Raw genomic sequence first — 19076 nt, 5'->3', positions numbered from 1 at the left:
CACGGTGGGTTCCGCAAATTAAAACATAAAAGTTATCGGGCTCGCCGCCGCGATCAGCCACGCGAACCATAGCGTTTCGAAAACCGCGATCAGCGTCAGATTGCGCGACGCGCTGTAGGCCGACGCCGAGAATATTTCGATCATCACGAAATTCAGCACGATGATCGGCAGGATCAGCATCAGGAAGTACGGCAGCACTCCCAGGCTCACGCCCACCGTCATCAAAACCACGATCAGGATGCGGCCGAGCACGCCGCATACCGTCGAGATCGCCGCTCCTCCGCGCCGCACCAGCAACTCGAAGCCCATCCAGAACGGAAACAGCAGCACCGCCGCCATCGCCATCACCATCAGCCGCTCGGGCGACAGCGACTGGTAATGGAACGCCACCGACATCGCGATCTGGCACACGTAGGCCACCGCGAAACCCCCTGCCGCGGCGGCTATTGCGGCGCCGGCGCCCTCGCGGATGCGGTACCAATCAAGCCGGTGCGACAGCGCCAGCACGCCCACCATGATCAGCCCTGCGACCGCGAACCATGAGAGCTGGATGTCGCCGACCACCACCGGCACAAATGACGCCGGGTCGGCCGCCGCCAGCGGCATCGCTGCGATCAGCGCGCCGCCAAGGATCAGCAGTCCGATCCATCCGCTCGGTCCCGGCCGCTCGCCCGCCCAATACGCCGCCATCGAGCCGCAGACTCTGCCCATCGGCACCAGCAGAATCACAAAGAGCAACAGCGCCAATCCGGCTGTCCCCAGCCGCGCATCTGCAACTTCGATCGCGCCGGTTCTGGTGATTCCAAACGTGCTATCGAGCCATCGCACGATCGCGGTGGCCGCCGCCGCCGAATAGACGATGGTTATGTGATCGACCCCCGGCACCCGGATCGCTTCGACCGCGCTGCCCTGCGCAAACTCGCCGTAGGTCTTGCCAAGCTCGATTTGCGCCACGCCCGCCAGACGCGACGCCAGCTCGACCGACGGATCCTGAATTGCATCGGCCGGATCGCGCTCGGCAAAAATGAACAGCGCATTTTTCGGACGTTCCGGACCGAGCTGCCAGCCGCCCGAGATCATCACCGCGCCTTTGAGATCGGGATCGTGCGTGGCGTAGTCGAGCGCCGCGCCCGCGCCCATCGAATGCCCCATCACGACGATTCGCGATCCATCGACAAACGGGTTGGCGCGAAGATAATCGACCGCCTGCTTCACGTCGTCGCGCAGGCTGCCGGCCTCGCCTACGCCGCCACCGAAAGGATTGCGATTCTCGCCGTGCCCGGCAACGTCGATCGCCAGCACCGCGTAACCATTCTCCGCCAGCCGTCGCGCGAGCACGCTCATCAGCTTGCGATCCGCCATGAAGCCGTGAATCAGCACGACCGCCGGCGGTCGCTCGCCCACCGGCTTGGGGCGCTGCATGTAGAATGGCCGCTCCGGTCCCGGGATGTAGATCGTGGCCGGTTCCTGCCCCGGCAGCATGATCAACGTGTGCGAGGGTCCGCCATTTTCCAACCGCGCCAGCCGCGCGATCGCCAGGATGAATAGGACTGCGAGACCGATTACTATGATGCGAGCAATTTTCATCTTGACCACCCGGATTTCTATTTTTTAAGTGAACTACCAATTCGATGAAAACAAAAGCCCCGATCGAAGCGGGCTTGGACGGCGATGGGGCGGCATTTCGTGGCTCAATCGCGATCTGATGTGGCTGTTCTTGCTGCGCGTGCTGCGCAGCCTCTCGCAGGGCTACCTGGGGATCATCCTGCCGCTCTACCTGGTGGCGCTGGGCTACGGCGCCGAAGCGCTCGGCCTGCTGCTGGCGGTGTCAGCGGTGGAGGCGGCGGTGGTGTCAACCGTGGTCGGGCTGCTGGCCGATCGCTTCGGGCGCAAACCGCTGCTGGTGGTAATATCGCTGCTGCTCGCGTTTGGCGCGTTCGGATTCAGCTTTGCGCACAGCTTCGTGTGGATCGTGGCGTTCGCGGCGATTGGCTCGATCGGCCGCGGCGGAGCGCTGGCGGGCGGTGCATGGGGGCCGTTTTATCCCGCGGTGCAGGCATTGGTGGCGGAGCACGCCTCGGACTACAACCGCACCACCGTCTTCGGCGCGTTCTCATTCGTCGGCGTGGTGGCCGGGGCGGTGGGTTCGGCGCTGGCGGCATTGCCGTCCCTGCTGCGGCATTTTGCCGGGATCGACGAGTTGACCGGCTACCGGATTTTGTTCGTGGCGACGGGCGTGCTCGGCGTCGCGATGGCGCTGGCGGTTTTTCCGATCAACGAGAACCGCGTGCTCGAGCTTGAACTGGCCGATGAGCTCGCGCGCCAACCGCAGCGCCCGCGCCCGCGCCAGCGCCTGGTGCTCGGGCTCTCGCCCAATTCGTGGCGGCTGGTGGTCCGCTTCATGATCACCAACGCCACCAACGGCCTGGCGATCGGGATGCTCGGGCCGATAGTGGTGTACTGGTTCTACCGCCGCTTCGGAGTGAATTCGGCGCAGTTGGCCGGGGTGTTTTTCGCGATAAACATGGCCACCGCGATCCCCTACCTGATGGCGGGGCGGCTCGCGCTATGGATGGGTTCGGTGCGCTCGGTGGTTGCCACGCGCGCGGTCTCGACCGTGTTGATGTTCGCGGTCGTGCTGATGCCGACCTTCGCTCTGGCCGCTCTGGTTTACGGCATCCGCGCCGTGTTCAACGTGCTTTCGATCCCGGTGCGGCAGTCTTATCTGATGGGAGTGATTGACCCGGCCGAGCGCTCGAGCGCATCGGGCCTTGCCAGCTTTCCATCGCAAGTCACTTCGGCGGTGGGTCCATACATGGCCGGCTACTTCATGGAGCATCTGATGCTGTCGCTGCCGCTGGAGTTCGCGGCCGTGATGCAGGGTCTGAACACGGTTCTCTTCTACATATTCTTTCGCAACGTCCACCCGCCCGAGGAGCTGAACGAGCGCGAAGACCGCAAGCAAGAGTAGCCGCTGGTGGGTTTACAATTCCGGCAGAATCATCCGTAGTGGGATCGCTGCACCCTGATTTGCGCGCAAGTGAAACGTGAAATACATATGAAACGTCGCGGCCCGCATCGCGGCTCAAACCGACCCGCACCGCCGCTGGCGCAAAATGAACCGGCATCGGGTTCAAAAGGCATAACCTCATGGACGAAAAGTATGCAATTGACTTCGAACACGTGACCCGAATCTACAAGCGCGACGAGTTCGAGGTCCGTGCGCTCGACGACGTGACCGTGCAGATCCCGGCCGGACGCTTCGTGGCGATCATGGGGCCGTCGGGATCGGGCAAGACCACGATGCTCAACCTGATCGCGGGAATCGATCACGCCACTGGCGGACGAGTGGCGGTCGGCGGCGAGGAAATCACCGGCATGAAGGAGCGCGAGCTGGCGGGCTGGCGCGCGCGCCATATCGGGCTGGTGTTCCAGTTTTACAATTTGATTCCGGTGCTGACCGCGTTCGAGAACGTCGAATTGCCGCTGCTGCTGACGCATCTCAGCAAGGCCGAGCGCCGCGAGCATGTCGAGACGGCGCTTAGGGTGGTGGGACTGGCGGACCGGATGGACCATTATCCGCGCCAGTTGTCGGGCGGGCAGGAGCAGCGCGTCGCGATTGCGCGCGCGATCGTCGCCGATCCCACGATCATCGTCGCCGACGAGCCCACCGGCGATCTCGACGCGAAGTCGGCCGAGGAAATCCTGGGCTTGCTGGTCGATATGAATCGCCAGTTCCAGAAAACGATCGTGATGGTCACGCACGATCCCCGCGCCGAGCGCTACGTCGATACCGTCTATCGGCTCGACAAGGGCGTGCTCGCCGGGGTCGAGCCGGGCAAGCGCGGCGCGTCGGCGGAAGCGGCGGCGCGTGCCTAGAGGCGTGAGTTAGCGTGAAGTACACGGCGCTGGTGTTAAAAAATCTGGTGCGCAGCAAGCGCCGCACTATTCTGACCGTGCTGTCGATCGCGGTCTCGCTGTTTATCTTCTCGGCGCTGGTCAGCGTCCCGACCGCGGCCAACCAGATCCTCAGCGACACGGCGTCGTCCACCCGCATCGCGACGCACAACAAGGCGGGGCTGGCCTACCCGATTCCGGAGGCCTACAAGCAGCGCATCATGAGCGTCCCGCATGTCGAGGTGGTGGTGGCGGAGAGCTGGTTCGGCGGCGTGTACCATGAAGTTTACGATGAGTTTCCGAACCTGGCGGTCGATCCCGAGCAGGTCGATCTGATGTGGCCCGACTACGGAATCAGCCAGGAGCAGTTCGAGCAGTTCAAGAAGATCCGCACCGCGTGCCTGGTCGGGGGCGATACGATGAAGCGCTTCCATCTGCACCTCGGACAGCAGATCCAGCTGCGCGGGACGCTCTACCCGTTCAACGTGACGCTGATTATTGTGGGCACGTTTAGCGGCAAGGCGCCCCCAAATTTTCTGCTCTTTCGGCGCGACTACCTCGAAGAGGCGGCCGGGCGTCCCGGCATGGTCGATAACATCTGGGTCAAGATCGATAAGCCTGAGAATGTGCCGCAGGTAATAGCGGCGATCGATGAAGGCTTTGCCAACTCGTCGGCGGAGACGTTGTCGGAGTCGGAGGCGTCGTTTATCGGCAGCTTCATGGACCAGTACCGCACGTTTTTCAGGATGGCGGAGTTGCTGGGATTTATCGTGGTGCTGATGATAGGACTGGTGGCGGCCAACACGGCGGCGATGTCGATTCGCGAGCGGCGCGGCGAGATTGCAGTGATGCGCTCGATCGGATTTCCCGCGCGCACGATTCTGTCGATGCTGCTGGCCGAGTCGGTCCTGATCGGCCTGGCCGGCGGGATTATCGGATGCGGCTCAGCGTATATCGTGCTGAAACTGTTTTCGGTCGGCAATGCGGCGGGCCCGCTCGGCTCGATCCACATGCAGCCGGCGATTGCGGCCGAGACCCTGGTCGTGGCCGTATTGATCGGGCTGTTCAGCGCGATGGCGCCTGCCAGCTCGGCGGCGCGGCGCAATATCGTTGACGCGCTGAGGACGGTTGCCTGAGATGGCTATACCGCTGAAGTACAACGTGCGTTCGCTGCTGGTGCGGCGCGTCTCGACCGCGATGACGGGCGGCGGAATTGCGCTGGTGGTGGCGGTGTTCGTGATCGTGATGGCGCTGGTGGCGGGACTCAACTCGGCGATTTCCGACACCGGCGACCCGGACAACGTAATCGTGCTGCGCAAAGGCGCGACCACCGAGACCTATTCCGCCATCCAGCTCGATCAGTTCGACGCGATGAAGTTCCTGCCGCAGATCCGACGCGAGCCCGACGGCGAGGTTGACGCGTCGCCGGAGCTGCCGGTGCAGGCGCTGATGGAACGCATCGGCGGCGGACGCGACAATATCGTGGTGCGCGGAGTTCTGCCGATCGCGCTCAAGGTCCATCCCAAGGTGAAGATCGTCGAAGGCCGGATGTTCAATCCATCGGTCAACGAAGTGATCGTCGGCAAGGGCCTGATGGGGCATTACGCGAACATGACGCTCGGCTCGACGCTTCGCTTCGGGCGCGGCAACTGGAAGGTGGTCGGGATAATGACGGACGCGGGCGGCTCGTTCGAATCGGAGGTGTGGGGCGATATCCATAATGTGCAGGACGATGCGCAGCGCGGCGCGTATTACGCCGACGTGCGCCTCAAACTTGCGCCCGGCGCGGACACCGATGCGCTGATTCGGCGGGTGGCGGATGATCCGCGAATCAATCTGCAGGCCCAGACCGAGGCGGACTACTACAAGGACCAGGCGGTGGTCGCCAACCAGATGCGGGTGCTCGGTATGATCGTCGCGGTAATCATGGCGGTCGGCGCAATCTTTGGCGCGATGAACACGATGTACGCGGCGGTCTCGTCGCGGACCACTGAAATCGGCACGCTGCGCGCGCTCGGCTTCGCGCCAATCGCGGTGATGACGTCGTTCCTGCTCGAGTCGCTGGTGCTGGCGGTGACGGCGGGCGCGATTGGAATCGTGCTGGCGATGCCGATAGACGGGTTGACTTCGACCTTCGGCAACTTTGTCACCTTCTCGACCCTGGCGTTCAGCTTCCACGTCACTTTTGCAATAGTGATCGAGGCGCTGATCTTCGCCGCCGTGATGGGCATGGTCGGGGGCTGGCTGCCGGCGCGACAGGCGATGAGAATGTCGATCGTCGATGCGCTCAGGAGCGTTTGACCTTGTCCACCGAATCACCCCGGGGGCCCAATATCCGCGAGCTCGAGTCGCTGCGGATTGCGCGCGCGGCCGAGCCGAAGAAGCCGGGCAGAATCGTCCCGGCCGCGATCGTGCTCGCGATTGTCGCGGTGGCCGGCGCGGCGGGATACGCCGTCTATCAGCGGACGATTGGCCGTCCGCCCGAAGTGCAAACCGCGATCGTCACGGTGAAACAGGCGGGACAGGCCGGCACCGTGCTGACCGGCAGCGGCTATATCATCACCAAGCACAAGTACATCGTGATCGGCACCAAGATTCTCGGCCAGATTGTCGCCGAGCCGATCGAGGAAGGGCAGCGCGTCAAGGTCGGCGACCTGCTGGCGCGGATCGACGATCGCGACTACCAGGCGCAACTGAAGCAGGCCTACGCGGATCGCGACCTGGCGGCGGCCAACCTCGTGCTGAAGAAGTCGCGCGCGCAGCGCCTGCGGGAACTCTACCGGCAAGGTGTGCAATCGAAGGACTCGCTCGAGGACGCGGAGAATCAGCTCGCGGTGGCGCAGGCGGAGCTCAAAAGAGCCGATGGCGCGATCGATTTCGCAAAGTTCAACGTCAGCCAGACGGTGATCACCTCGCCAATCAACGGCGTGGTGCTGCAGAAGTATCGCGAACTCGGCGACACGATTAACTACGGCGGAGAAATCCAGGCCGGCGGCGGCGCCACCGATATCGCGCAGCTTGCGGACTTGAGCGATCTGCGCTGCGAAGTCGATATCAACGAAAGCGATATCGCCAAGGTGAAGATGGGAACGCCCGCGACGGTGATCCCGGACGCGTACCCCGACGATCCGTTTCCCGCGCAGGTCGTGAAGATTTATCCGGAGGCCGACCGCCAGAAAGGCACCGTGAAAGTCGAAGTCAGAATCCTTCAGCCCGATTTGAAGATCATCAAGCCGGAAATGAGCGCCAAGGTTACCTTCCAATCGATCATGACGCAGACCGCGGCGGCGCCGATGGTGCTAGTGCCGAAGAAGGCGATCGTCACTGAGCGCAGCGCCCGTTCGGTCTGGGTCGTGCGCGGCGACACAGCGCATCTGATCCCGGTCGTGCTCGGGCGCGACTTCCAGGAAGGCGTCGAGGTCAGGCAGGGACTCAGCGGCGGCGAGATGGTGATAGTGGTGCCGCCGGCGACGCTCAAGGAGGGACAGGCCGTCACGCCGGTGGCGGCGTAGGCAGCGGCCCGCCCACGAGTCGGAAAAAGAGAGGAAGAAAGATGGCTGAAACGTTTGTACTGGTGCATGGCGCGTGGCATGGCGCATGGTGCTGGGCCGCGGTGATCAATCAACTCGAGCGGTTGGGCGACAGAGCCTACGCGGTCGATCTCCCGGGGCATGGCATGAACCGCACCGATCGCACGAAGGTGACGCTCGACAGCTACGTCAACAGCGTCGCGGAGTTTATCCAGCGGCACGATCTGAAAAACGTGGTGCTCGCGGGACACAGTCTCGGCGGGATCACGATCTCCGGCGTCGCGGCGAAAATTCCGTCGCGGATCAAGCGCGTGGTGTGGGTCACCGCGATGGTGGCGCTCGACGGGCAGCCGAGCGTGGATCCGGCGACGTCGCCGTTCGCGGCGGTGCTCGATTCGTTGCCGGAGCGATCGAATACAATCGAGATGATGGGCAAGAAATTTCTCGACGGGCTGACCAACGACATGGCGCCTGCACTTCGGGAATACGTGATCTCGGCGCTGGGTCCGCAGCCGCTGGCGCCCCTGCTCGCGCCGGTGGCGATGACGCCCTACTTCGCCACCGGAATTCCCAGCAGCTATATCGTTTGCGAAGACGACCAGACGCCGGTCGCGGGCGCACCCAACTGGCATCCCTACTTTTCGAGCCGGCTCAGGAATCCAACGCTCAAGTTCGTCAAGAGCGGACATGAGGTGATGTTCACGCATCCGGTGGAATGCGCGCGGGCGCTGCACGAGCTGGCGAGCGGCGTTTGATGCAGGCGCCCTCGCTGTGAGCGAGTGGTGGGTGCGATCAACTTCCCGGCAATCGATGTCGTTGGGCGCTCATGCCGCCCATGATCGGGGCGCTCATATCATGTCGGCGAGGTTGACCTGGCGGGCGGCGTCGCGATGGACCATGGTGCTTTCGATCGCGCTCGCGACGGCTGACAACTTCGCCGATCCAGACCTGTGGATCCACATTCTGACCGGTCAGACGATCCTCAGCACCGGCCATATTCCGCGCTTCGATACCTACTCCTACAGCGCGGCGGGAATGCCTTGGCGCAATCACGAATGGCTGGCGCAGGTGGCGCTGGCCTTCAGTTACGCGCATCTGGGCGTATTCGGCCTCAAGCTCCTGAAACTGCTCTGCGCGAGCATCACGATACTGGCATTGGCGATCGGGATTTCCGCCACCGGCGCGTCGAGCCGGATCCAAAGGATGAGCCTGATACTTGTCGCCGTTGCGCTGGCGACTCAGATGCAATTTCGGCCTCAGCTCTTCAGCTTCATGATGCTGAGCGTGGTGATGACGATAGTCGCGATCGAGGTTTATCGAGGCGGGGCAATGCTGTGGCCGCTGATTCCGATGTTCGCGCTGTGGGCCAATCTTCACGGCGGCTACACGATAGGACTTGGCGCGATGATCATTGCGGTTGCGGTTTTGTTCATCCAGGGCCTTGGCGACGCAGACCGCAAGACCTCGGCGCGCCGGCTGGGATTGGTCACGCTCGGATGCGCGGGCGCCACGATTCTCAATCCGTTCGCAGTGGGCTTGTGGACGGGCGTAGCTCATTCGATCTCCGATCCGCTGATTCGGCAGGTGGTCAATGACTGGGTGCCGTTGCCGGACACCCTGCTATTCATGTGGCGCGAATCCAAGCCCGAGCTGCTTCAGTATGCTGCCCCGATCTTGCTGTTTGCCGGGTTTATCGCGGCAGTTGCGGTGGCTCCCGAACTGGGGGACGCGGCCTTAATCGCGGTCGCGACTACCTTCATCGGCGCCGCCTTCTATGCCGCGCGCAACGTAGCGCTGGCGGTGATCGCGCTCGCGATTCCGCTGGCGCGCCACGGCGCTTTGGCATTGGAACCCGCACCAGCAATCAAGCTCGGATATGTTGACCCGCCGCCGACGACGTTCAGTAACGAACCGGCGCCGGCGCTACTGGCGATTTCGGCGCTCTTGCTCGCGCTGGTGGGCGGAACTTTTTCCAATCGGCTCAAGACCTGGAAGCCCGTGCCTGCCGGTGCGGTCGCATTCATGGAACGCAATCGCCTTCACGGCAACATCCTTAACCAGTACGAATGGGGCGCGTACCTGGCCTGGCACATGGGTAATGACAGCCGGGTCTTTATCGACGGACGCTGCGAGCTGGTCTATCCGGACCGGCTGATCCGCCAATATGCAATCTTTTTCTACGCAATGGAGGGCGCGGATGGCGTGCTCGACGCGTTTCCTCACGACTTCGTGCTCATCGGCCCGCACACCAACGGTTATCAAGTCGTCAGCAAGGACCGACGCTGGCATTTGCTCTATCGCGATGAGACCGCGGCACTTTTCGCACGAGCCGCCTTGCCTATCGAGGCGCCCATCGGCGGCAAGGTTGCCAGCACCTATTTTCCTTGAGCTTTCCGTCGTCGGGAAAAACATCGGCAGACTCACGACCTGCGCACCCCCGCTTCAGCAACACTCCCAGTCATGTTTTTTGAGACGGCGCTGACCGCCTGTTGCCGGATGGGTCGCGAGCAACGCATTTTGGGACACCCGCCGCGACTGCGACAAAATTCGGCGACCGAAACCAACCTCAGGCTGCGATAGCAACTCGTTGCCGCGCTCCGCGGAGGCATTGGACTTGCTATTAACGTGTGGACCATCAGATCGATCCGCGCGCCGACAGCTTGGGGAAGGCTGAGCCGCGCCACTTAGCCAACGGTACGGCTGCGCCGGCCACCGGTGACGCATTTCCCGCCAGGATTGACAGTATTGAACTGGAACCGGCGGGCGGTGCTGGCGAAGCGATGACGCTGGCGATGGGCGGCGGCGACAACTCCGCGGCGCTGTTGCCGATACTGCGTGCGGCGGCATTCGCGATCATAGCATTTCAGATTGGATACACGGTGCTTGACAGCGTGCAGTATCCGCAAACCTTCGCGCGAACTCTGCCGCTTCATAACGCAAGCATGTTGCTGGGTCTGGTTGCGCTCATGGCAACCTTCTCCCCGCGTGCGATGCGCAACGACCGCGCGATCGCAGTGGCAATCTGTGCATCGTTTCTGGCGATCACGGCGTGGATTGGAGTGATCAATAGCGACGCCGACGTACTGGTCGCTTCGATTCTGCTGTCTTTCCTGGGCTCAGCCGCGTTGATTCCATGGAGTCCGCGTTGGCAGGCAGTATTCTATGTTAGCGGAATGCTGGCGTTGCTGGGGTACTCGATGGAAACCGCGGATCCGAATCCGCGGATCGCGCTCAGTTGGACGATTGTGGTGAGCGCGGCGCTGCTGTCCCAACGGAGCGCGGTCCATTTCGCCCGCTATCGCCAAAAACTGGCCCAGCAGTTGGCGGCGCTGGCCGAGAACCATCGCTTGCTCAGGCGCGAGATGGAGCTGCGCGCGCAAGCCGCGTCCGCCTTGGAAAGCGATCGCGAGCGGCTGCAGGCCAGCGAGTCGATGCTGCTGGCGACGCGCGAGGAATTATCCCGGCAGGTAAAGGCCCTCAGCAACAGCGAAGAAACCTTCCGCAAACTCTTCGATGCCAACCTCGACAGTATGGCGCTGAGCGGAATCGATGGCACCTACATCGATGTCAACCGGGAATTCACCCGGGCGACCGGATTTTCGCGCGAAGAGACCATCGGCCATCATTTCTCCGAGCTCAACATGTGGATCCATCCGGACGAAATGATTGCCTTCGCCGATCAACTTGTCAGGACCAACCAAGTCCGCAACCTTGAGGTGGCAATCCGCCGCAAGGACGGTTCCGAACGGCCGGTGCTCATTTCGGCGGTAAATCTGGAGCTGCACGGACAGCTCTGCTGCCTGGCTATTTCGCGCGTAATATCCGACCTCAAGATGACGCAGCGCGAACTGGTCGGCGCGCGCGAGGCAGCGCTGGCCGCGTCGCGGGCCAAGTCGGAGTTCCTGTCGAGCATGTCGCACGAGATTCGCACCCCGATGAACTCGATTCTCGGGATGGCTGATCTGCTGATGGAAACGGAACTCGGCGATGAGCAGCGAAGATATTTGAGTACTGTCATCAGCAACAGCCACGCGCTGCTACAACTGATCGACAGCATCCTTGACCTCGCCAAGGTCGAGAGCGGGCGCATCAGCCTCGAGGCGGTCGAATTCGATCCCAAAGACGTGACCGAGAAGGTGCTCGAAACGCTGGCGATTCGCGCGCATGAAAGAGGCCTCGAGCTGATGGTGCGTTTTGCGCCGGAAGTCCCGGAGCTCGCGCTCGGCGATCCATTCAGGCTCGGGCAGATCCTGATCAACCTGGTCGGCAACGCGATCAAATTCACGCAGCGCGGACAGGTACTGGTGTTGGTCGAGTCCGACCGGAACTCCACCACTGCGGGCGGGCTCAAGTTCACGGTGACCGATACCGGAATCGGAATTCCAGCCGACAAGCTCCACCTGCTGTTCAATGCATTCACCCAGGCCGATTCTTCAACTACGCGAACCTACGGCGGCAGCGGACTCGGGCTGGCGATCGTCTCGCGGCTGGTCGCGCTGATGCACGGCAAGGTCGAGGTAGCGAGCGAACCTGGAATAGGCAGCGCGTTTTCATTCACCGCGCAATTTGGGACGGCAACTGCCAAGCCGGCGCCGTCGGGGCCGCCGAAACGGGCGTTCGGCGGCGTAAGAATTCTGCTGGTCGATGACAACCTCGATAGCCGGTCGATTCTCTCGGAACTGCTCACAGCGCAAGGGGCGAACGTGACTCAGGCATCATCGGGAACGGAGGCGCTGGCCGTACTTGGTAGCGACGGCTCGCGGGGATCGTGCTTCCAGATCATACTGCTCGACAGCACGATGCCTGTGCCGGGCGGATTCGACGTCGCCAAAGATCTTATGGGCGGTATGCCCGGGCGGCCGCAGATCGTGATGATGATCAGCACCAATGACCTGACCAGCAAGGTTGGGCGCCTGCGTGCGATCGGGGTTGACAACTATATCGTCAAACCGGTGCGGCGCGCTGAGTTGTTCGCAGTGGTCGCGCGAGCGTGCGAGGGAGTGGCCGTCGTACCGCGCGGCGACAGCTTAGCTTCGCCGGCAATCGCGCCGATATCAACCTCTTCGGCAATACTCGATCGGCCGCTGCAAATCCTTATCGCCGACGATTCGCCCGATAACCGCGCGTTGATCCGGGCGTATCTGAAAAAAACGCCCTACCGTCTCGAAGAAGCCGAAGATGGCCAGCAGGCGATCGATAAATTCATCGCCGGGAAGTTCGATCTGGTGCTGATGGATATCCGGATGCCGATCGTTGACGGCTACCAGGCGACCACCAGAATTCGCGGCTGGGAGCGGGCGAACAATCGCCGCCGCACTCCAATCGTGGCCCTTACGGCATCCGCGCTGGAAGAAGCGGCGCATCGCACAAAGGCGGCCGGATGCGACGCTCACGTGATCAAGCCGATCAAGAAATCGACGCTGCTCGATGTCATTCGCGGCGCGATCGAAGCAAACCCGTTGGACCACCAGCGGGCAGACCTCATCGATCTCAAGGAGGGAGCATGCCAGACCGAGTAATAGTGGAAGTGGACGAGAGCCTGAGCGACCTGATCCCGGGGTTCCTAACGCACAAGCGCGCCGATATCATCACGATTTTCGACGCCAATGCGCGCCGCGACTACGCCGAGATCGGCCGCATCGCGCATCGGATCAAGGGCGAAGGCGGCAGCTACGGATTCGAAACGATGACCGAGATGGGCCGCTCGCTCGAGCAAGCCGCCGCGCTGCACGACGACGGCGCAGTGGTGACGCTTGCCCGCCAGTTGCTCAACTACATGGATCGTCTCGAGATAGTGTTCCAGCCGTCCGAGGATTAGCGCGGCCGCGTCACTGCCTTCTTCTCCGTCATCCCGAGCGGAGTCTGCCGGAGTCAAGCGACCCCGCGTCCGCGACTTCCTTTCACCCGCGGCAGTTGAATCGAAAGCTGGACTTGGCGCTGTTCAGTTTCCGGCCAAGTCGGCGCCGTGCTCGCCCAGCGCCGCCAGGCTGAGGCCCTTGAAGGCCGGCTCCGCCGCAGCCATCGACGCAAACACCGCGTTCGCCGTGCTCGGACGATCGACGCCGTCGAGCGCATGACCGAGCCTCGCAATTGCCTCGATGGCGGCGATCGCGGCGCCGGGCGGCGGGAACGCCGCGTTGATTCGTTGCACGCGGCCCTTGAAGTTCGTAAAGCTGCCGTCGATTTCGGGATACGCCGCGATCGGCCAGACCTGGTTCGCCATCTGGCAGGTCTCGTTGGCGTCTGTAGATAGCACCAGCATGTAGTCGAGCGCGCCGAAGCGCCTGACGAACTCTTCTTCGCCCAATTTCCCGACCAGGTCGGCGCGCATCGCGATCAGCATCTTGAGTTCACCCGATGCGACGGCGGCTGCGAGTCCGTCGAGTCCGTCGGCCGGGAGCGCCAGCGCCGCCAGTCCGCGCGCGTTGGGATTTTTGTTCGCGCGGATCAGCAAGTCGTCATCGCCACTAACCTCCGGCGGCGACCAACTGAGCGTCGCGATTCGATCCGATCCGATCGCGGTCTTCATCAACTGCTTCACCGCGAACGCTTCTTCGTTGCTGGACTGCGCATCGACCACCGCCGCGATCGAATTGGGGCCGTACTGGCGCTTGTAATCCGCGATGATCGACGCTGCGCGCCGGATGCCTTCGCCCCAGGGCTCGGCTACCAGCTGGTCCTTCTGCTGCACCAGCGGCGACGTCAGGCGCGTCTCGTTCTGCAGCGCGGGAAAACTGTGACGGCCCTCGTCGCACATCCAGTAGCTGTTGACGCCGGGGTTGAAGCGCGGCTTGAAGCGGTAGATGCGTCCGCGATGGTGGTGGATGTCGATCGCGCATCCACGCTCGCATCCGCCGCATACCGACGCGGTGCGATGCAGGTACCAGACGCGCATCCGGAAGCGGAATTCTTTTTCGGTGAGTGCGCCGACCGGGCAGATGTCCACGACGTTGCCGGCGTACTTGTTGTTGACCGGCTGGCCGGGATTGATGTCGATGCGGTTATGGTCGCCGCGCCCGAAAATCGCCAGCTCGGAGGTCTTCGTCACTTCATCGAAGAACCGGGTGCATCGCGCACACAGGATGCATCGCTCCTGATCGAGCATCACGCCCGAGCCGATGTCGATCGCCTTGCCCTTGTGATTTTTCCTGGGCAACGGAAAGCGCGACGGCTGCTGATCGTAATCCATGTAGTAGTCTTGCAGCTTGCACTCGCCGGCCTGATCGCAGACGGGACAATCGATCGGATGGTTGATCAGCAGGAACTCGAGCACCGCCTGTTGCGCGGCCTTGGCCTTGTCGCTTTTGGTATGGACGACCATCCCCTCGGCGACCCGCGTGTTGCAGGCGATTTGGAGCTTCGGCGCCTTTTCGATTTCGACCAGGCACATCCGGCAGTTGCCGACGATGGTCAAGCCGGGGTGATAGCAATAATGAGGAATCTCGACGCCGGCGAGTTCGGCCGCCTGGATGAGATTCAGGTTGGCGCCAGCGTCAACTTCCTTGCCGTCAATGGTGAGTTTGGGCATCTGAAAATCTCAGTGGCCGGCCGCGGCGCTGAGGCCGCCCGCCTTGCCGTCACGATCCTTAAACGGGCATCGGCCGAGCTTGATGTGCGCCTCGAATTCGTCGCGGTACTTGGGCACGAAGCTCTTCACCGGCATCGAGAGGCTGTCGGCGAGCACGCAAATGGTGTTGCCTTCCATGTTGGACGCGGCATCGACCAGGACCTTGAGATCTTCCATCTTGCCGCGCCCCGCTTCCAGCTCGATCAGCAATTTTTCGATCCACCCGCATCCTTCGCGGCACGGCGTGCACTGTCCGCATGACTCGTGATGGTAGAAATGCGCGATCGTCTTGAGCGCATCGACCATGCAGGTGTCTTCGTGCATCACCATCACGCCTCCGGTTCCCATCAGCGAACCGGCAGCGCGGACCGACTCGAAATCCATGTTGACTTTGACGGCTTCTTCCGCGGTGAAGATCGGAAACGACGAGCTGCCGGGGATGACGCCCTTGAGCGCCTTGCCGTCGAGGATTCCGCCGCCGACATCGTAGATCATGTCCTTGAGCGGAAAACCCATCGGCAATTCGTACAATCCCGGCTTGTTGAGGTGACCGGAGAGACAGAAAATTTTGGGACCGGGACTCTTTTCGGGACCGATCGATTTGTACCAGTCGGCGCCGCGGTTGATGATGTGCGGGACGTTCGACAGCGTCTCGATATTGTTGACCACGGTCGGGCATCCGAACGCGCCCTGGATCGCGGGAAACGGCGGACGGTTGCGGGGATACCCGCGCTTGCCTTCGAGCGATTCGAGCAGCCCGGTTTCCTCGCCACAGATGTATGCGCCGGCGCCGCGATGGGTGAAGACGTCGAGGTCGAAGCCCGAGCCGAGGATATTCTTGCCCAGGTAGTTGTTGGCGTAGGCCTCGGCGATTGCCGCGTCGAGAATTCTCTTCTGCACGGTGAACTCACCGCGCAGGTAAGTGTATGCGCTATGGGCGCCGACCGCCCGGCACGCGATCGCGATGCCCTCGATGATGCAGTGCGGATCGAACTCGATCTCGTAGCGATTGGCGAACGTGCCGGGCTCGCTCTCGTCGGCGTTGCAGCATAGATAGACCGGCTTCTTCGATTCTTTCGGAATGAAGCTCCACTTCACCCCGGTCGGAAACGCCGCGCCGCCGCGCCCGCGCAGATTCGAGTTCTTGACCTCGTTGATAATCTCCTCGGGCTTCATCTCGAACAGCGCCTTGCGCAGCGCCTGGTAGCCGCCGTTGCCGGCGTACACCTCGAGCTTGCGAAGATCAGGGATATCCAGCCAGCGAGTCAGTATCCGTTCCATGTGAATCCGGGTGCTTCCGTCGTCCGCTCAGGCGGCTTGATGCTTGTCGCTGAGCGCCATCAGTTTCTGCTTCTGGCCCTGGATTTTCCGCTGCAGCGCCATCAGTGCATCGAGCACGCTTTCCGGCCGCGGAGGGCATCCGGGAACATACACATCAACCGGGACAATTCTGTCGATGCCGGGCAAGGTCGCGTAGTTGTCGTAGAAGCCGCCGGTCGACGCGCATGCGCCAAACGCCATCACCCACTTGGGCTCCGCCATCTGATCGTAAACGCGGCGCAAAATCGGCCCCTGCCGAATCGTTACGGTGCCAATCACCATCAGCAAATCCGCCTGGCGCGGAGTGAAGCGCGGCAGCAGCGCGCCGAAGCGGTCGATGTCGTAGGGGGTCATCGACAGCGACATATACTCCATCGCGCAGCAGGCGGTTGCGAACGGATACGGAAAAATCGAAAATTTTCGCGCCCAACCAAGAGCCTTGTCCAGCCGGGTCAGGACCGCGGTGTCGCCGAGTAGAATCTCCTCGCCCTTGGACGACTCCAGTCCGCTTTTAATTAATGCCATCGATGCCTCTGGCGCTCGATATATATTTTAGATCGCTACGGTTGAAGGCTAGCAAGCATCGCCTCGGCGCGTCAACGAATCCTAATGAAACGGCCGCTCTGAGTGAAGGGAAAATTGCACTGCCGGGCTGTGGCTGCGGCTGTGGCGGCAATGGTCAGAGGCCCCGGCGCCCACTGCGCGAACCGCAAATGCGCCGCGGTTGTATATGCTCAACGTTGAGCATAGAGGCCCAGTATCAGCATTGACGCAAGCGAGATGGGGCGGCGCGGCGCGCGCGCCGGCGGATGAACAAGATGAGCGCCAAACAGCGCTGCCGGGTAGCGAAGCCTGTGGAGGGGGGCAGCAGCGACTCAACCTTGGTTCCATACCCGCAAGGCCTCAGCTTCTGCACGAGGGGGACATCGGAGAGCGATTCCGAACTCTGCCGTGGCGCCAACCGCACCACTGGCTCGGCCGGGGGCGCAATCTCATGAATCCACCCTGTCCGCGTTGCGGCGCGGCGGCGTTTTTCCCCAATGCCCGCTTCTGTGGCCATTGCGGCGCGCCGTTAACCGCCGGTCAATCCGGATTCCCTCAATGGCAGCGGCCGGCGCCGGCCAAGTATCACCACGTCGTGATGAACCGGCGCGCGCTTTCATGCCCGGAATGCGGGTATCCGATGCAGTGGGGCTTCAAGAAAATCTGCCGGCAGTGCGGCGCAAGGCTGGTGATGGTTCCGAGGCTGCTCCATCCGAACCACATGCGGGTTTACGTCGCGGGTCCGCGCGCGGCGCTGGCCGATCTGGCGGTCGAGGGTTCGGCGCTAATTATCTCGTTCGGTGTGCTCGCGCTCATTGGCGCGCTGCTCAAGAAAGGGTAACAGTCACAGGCACGCGGTCAGGAAGCGACCGGGATTCTTCCCCTTCGGCTGCGCTCAGGGCTTCGGCTGGAGAAAGCGGAGTCATCCCGAGGCGCTCAAGAATGACACAAAAAGCAGACAGTTCCCGCGCCTCATCCCCCTGACAGTTCTAACAGGGACGAAGTCCCGCATCTTTTTTTTAGCATCGGGTGCAGAGGTCACCGCTGCTCTTAACACTGGGTGCAGGGGTCACCCCTGCTCACGAAATTCGCAGCACCCCGGCACCCTTGATCTCGTCGTGCTTGAGCATTTTGAGCGCCACATTCGCCTCGCCCAGGCCGAAGGCCACCGTACTCGTGCGAATCGGTATCTCGCCCGCCAGCTTCAGGAACTCTTCGCCGTCGGCGCGCGTGTTAGCCGTCACGCTGCGAAGTTCTTTTTCGTAGAAGAGATGTCTTTCGTAGTCCAGCGCCGGAATTGGACTTAGATAAATTCCCGCAACCGCCAGGATCCCTCCGCGATCGAGCGCTTCCAGAGCCGGCCGCACGAGATCTCCCGCCGGAGCAAACAGAATTGCCGCATCCAGCCGCGCCGGCGGCCGCTCTTCAGCGCTGCCGATCCATTCGGCGCCAAGATCTTTCGCCAGATCGCGATGCGGTCCGCCCCGGCTCATGACAAACACCCGGCATCCCCAATGGCGCAGCACCTGAATCGCAAGATGAGCCGAGCCGCCGAAGCCGTACAGTCCGACCGTCGCACCCGGCCTGACCTCGGCCCGCTTGATTGCGCGGAATCCTATAATTCCGGCGCACAACAGCGGCGCCGTTTCCTCATCCCCGAGCAAATCGGGGATCGCATAGGCGAAGTCCTCCCGCACCACCGCCCATTCGCAGTAGCCGCCGTCGTGGTCGTAGCCGGTGAAGCGCGCGTTCGGGCAGAGATTTTCGCGCCCGCGACGACAATAGATGCAAACGCCGCAGGTCTCGCGCAGCCATGCGATCCCGACTCGATCGCCCTGCTTGAAACGAGCGGCGCCGGCGCCGCGCTGGTCCACCACCCCCACCACTTCATGACCCGGAATGATTCGCGGGTGGCGCGGCGGCAGGTCGCCCTCGGCGACGTGAAGATCGGTCCGGCATACGCCGCAAGTGCGTACCCGCACCAGAATTTCGCCCGGCCCCGGCTCGGGCACGGCTGCGTCGATTGCGCGGAGCGGATCCGATTCGATCGGCGCGGGCTTTTCGACCACCATCGCCTTCATTTTTTCATCTATTTTGCTCGCAGCGATCGAACTCGAACTAAAAAATATCATACCCGATACGCCCGCCGTTGGCTTGCGAAAAAACTTCTTAAGCCATCGAAAACCCAAGAATTGCGCTATCGTTCATCGGCGTGCTCT

The 19076-nt window shown here is 62.4% G+C and carries 15 protein-coding genes; 10 read left to right on the top strand and 5 right to left on the bottom strand.

The window, feature by feature from the left end:
* Positions 1-18: 18 nt before the first annotated feature.
* Positions 19-1587, bottom strand: a complete 1569-nt coding sequence (locus VIO10_RS14300; RefSeq protein ID WP_331965587.1) for an alpha/beta fold hydrolase — start codon at positions 1585-1587, stop codon at positions 19-21.
* 28 nt (positions 1588-1615) lie between these two features.
* Here VIO10_RS14300 and VIO10_RS14295 point away from each other — a divergent pair, with 28 nt between their 5' ends.
* The 9 genes from VIO10_RS14295 to VIO10_RS14255 all read left to right on the top strand — a co-directional run bounded on the left by VIO10_RS14295 (position 1616) and on the right by VIO10_RS14255 (position 13245).
* Positions 1616-2971 (top strand): MFS transporter, encoded by a 1356-nt coding sequence (locus tag VIO10_RS14295; protein WP_331965584.1) that lies wholly within the window; start codon positions 1616-1618, stop codon positions 2969-2971.
* A 179-nt stretch (positions 2972-3150) separates the two neighbouring features.
* Entirely contained in the window at positions 3151-3879 is a 729-nt protein-coding gene (locus tag VIO10_RS14290) for an ABC transporter ATP-binding protein (RefSeq protein WP_331965582.1), read from the top strand.
* Between the two features lie 14 nt (positions 3880-3893).
* Positions 3894-5033, top strand: a complete 1140-nt coding sequence (locus VIO10_RS14285; RefSeq protein ID WP_331965580.1) for an ABC transporter permease — start codon at positions 3894-3896, stop codon at positions 5031-5033.
* Position 5034: 1 nt separating this feature from the next.
* Positions 5035-6198, top strand: coding sequence for an ABC transporter permease (locus tag VIO10_RS14280; protein WP_331965577.1), 1164 nt, complete (start codon positions 5035-5037; stop codon positions 6196-6198).
* A gap of 2 nt (positions 6199-6200) precedes the next feature.
* On the top strand, positions 6201-7409 hold the full coding sequence (locus tag VIO10_RS14275) for an efflux RND transporter periplasmic adaptor subunit (RefSeq protein ID WP_331965574.1): 1209 nt from the start codon (positions 6201-6203) through the stop codon (positions 7407-7409).
* Between the two features lie 41 nt (positions 7410-7450).
* A complete protein-coding gene (locus VIO10_RS14270) occupies positions 7451-8182 on the top strand; it encodes an alpha/beta hydrolase (protein WP_331965571.1) in 732 nt (243 codons plus the stop codon).
* Positions 8183-8282: 100 nt separating this feature from the next.
* Positions 8283-9815 carry a hypothetical protein gene (locus VIO10_RS14265; protein WP_331965569.1) on the top strand — a complete coding sequence of 511 codons (1533 nt, stop codon included), beginning with the start codon at positions 8283-8285 and terminating at the stop codon, positions 9813-9815.
* Positions 9816-10054: 239 nt separating this feature from the next.
* Positions 10055-12946, top strand: a complete 2892-nt coding sequence (locus VIO10_RS14260) for a hybrid sensor histidine kinase/response regulator (protein ID WP_331965566.1) — start codon at positions 10055-10057, stop codon at positions 12944-12946.
* Positions 12931-13245 carry an Hpt domain-containing protein gene (locus VIO10_RS14255; RefSeq protein WP_331965564.1) on the top strand — a complete coding sequence of 105 codons (315 nt, stop codon included), beginning with the start codon at positions 12931-12933 and terminating at the stop codon, positions 13243-13245. The genes VIO10_RS14260 and VIO10_RS14255 overlap by 16 nt, the downstream gene beginning before the upstream one ends.
* 123 nt (positions 13246-13368) lie before the next feature.
* Here VIO10_RS14255 and VIO10_RS14250 read toward each other — a convergent pair whose 3' ends face one another.
* The 3 genes from VIO10_RS14250 to nuoB are packed head-to-tail and all read right to left on the bottom strand — an operon-like array spanning position 13369 to position 16839.
* On the bottom strand, positions 13369-14955 hold the full coding sequence (locus VIO10_RS14250) for a 2Fe-2S iron-sulfur cluster-binding protein (protein WP_331965561.1): 1587 nt from the start codon (positions 14953-14955) through the stop codon (positions 13369-13371).
* Between the two features lie 9 nt (positions 14956-14964).
* Positions 14965-16275, bottom strand: coding sequence for an NADH-quinone oxidoreductase subunit NuoF (gene nuoF / locus VIO10_RS14245; protein ID WP_331965559.1), 1311 nt, complete (start codon positions 16273-16275; stop codon positions 14965-14967).
* A gap of 27 nt (positions 16276-16302) precedes the next feature.
* The gene (gene nuoB, locus VIO10_RS14240) at positions 16303-16839 is read right to left on the bottom strand and encodes an NADH-quinone oxidoreductase subunit NuoB (protein ID WP_331965556.1); all 537 of its coding nucleotides are present in this window, start codon (positions 16837-16839) and stop codon (positions 16303-16305) included.
* Between the two features lie 469 nt (positions 16840-17308).
* On the opposite strand from nuoB, the gene VIO10_RS14235 reads away from it, so the two are divergent.
* The gene (locus tag VIO10_RS14235; protein ID WP_331965553.1) at positions 17309-17698 is read left to right on the top strand and encodes a double zinc ribbon domain-containing protein; all 390 of its coding nucleotides are present in this window, start codon (positions 17309-17311) and stop codon (positions 17696-17698) included.
* A 238-nt stretch (positions 17699-17936) separates the two neighbouring features.
* Here VIO10_RS14235 and VIO10_RS14230 read toward each other — a convergent pair whose 3' ends face one another.
* Positions 17937-18989 (bottom strand): zinc-dependent alcohol dehydrogenase family protein, encoded by a 1053-nt coding sequence (locus VIO10_RS14230; RefSeq protein WP_331965551.1) that lies wholly within the window; start codon positions 18987-18989, stop codon positions 17937-17939.
* Positions 18990-19076: the final 87 nt, after the last annotated feature.

Origin of the sequence: Candidatus Binatus sp., assembly GCF_036567905.1 — a bacterium.
Taxonomy (GTDB): Bacteria; Desulfobacterota; Binatia; order Binatales; family Binataceae; genus Binatus.
The sequence above is the reverse complement of the archived record's forward strand: the minus strand, read 5'-3'. Positions and strand labels throughout refer to the sequence as shown.

What these genes read in the sequence shown, in the direction of transcription:
- VIO10_RS14300 (WP_331965587.1), bottom strand. Translation starts at nt 1,587, where the DNA reads ATGAAAATTGCTCGCATCATAGTAATCGGTCTCGCAGTCCTATTCATC.
- VIO10_RS14290 (WP_331965582.1), top strand. Translation starts at nt 3,151, where the DNA reads ATGGACGAAAAGTATGCAATTGACTTCGAACACGTGACCCGAATCTAC.
- VIO10_RS14280 (WP_331965577.1), top strand. Translation starts at nt 5,035, where the DNA reads ATGGCTATACCGCTGAAGTACAACGTGCGTTCGCTGCTGGTGCGGCGC.
- VIO10_RS14270 (WP_331965571.1), top strand. Translation starts at nt 7,451, where the DNA reads ATGGCTGAAACGTTTGTACTGGTGCATGGCGCGTGGCATGGCGCATGG.
- VIO10_RS14265 (WP_331965569.1), top strand. Translation starts at nt 8,283, where the DNA reads ATGTCGGCGAGGTTGACCTGGCGGGCGGCGTCGCGATGGACCATGGTG.
- VIO10_RS14255 (WP_331965564.1), top strand. Translation starts at nt 12,931, where the DNA reads ATGCCAGACCGAGTAATAGTGGAAGTGGACGAGAGCCTGAGCGACCTG.
- VIO10_RS14250 (WP_331965561.1), bottom strand. Translation starts at nt 14,955, where the DNA reads ATGCCCAAACTCACCATTGACGGCAAGGAAGTTGACGCTGGCGCCAAC.
- nuoF (WP_331965559.1), bottom strand. Translation starts at nt 16,275, where the DNA reads ATGGAACGGATACTGACTCGCTGGCTGGATATCCCTGATCTTCGCAAG.
- nuoB (WP_331965556.1), bottom strand. Translation starts at nt 16,839, where the DNA reads ATGGCATTAATTAAAAGCGGACTGGAGTCGTCCAAGGGCGAGGAGATT.
- VIO10_RS14235 (WP_331965553.1), top strand. Translation starts at nt 17,309, where the DNA reads ATGAATCCACCCTGTCCGCGTTGCGGCGCGGCGGCGTTTTTCCCCAAT.
- VIO10_RS14230 (WP_331965551.1), bottom strand. Translation starts at nt 18,989, where the DNA reads ATGATATTTTTTAGTTCGAGTTCGATCGCTGCGAGCAAAATAGATGAA.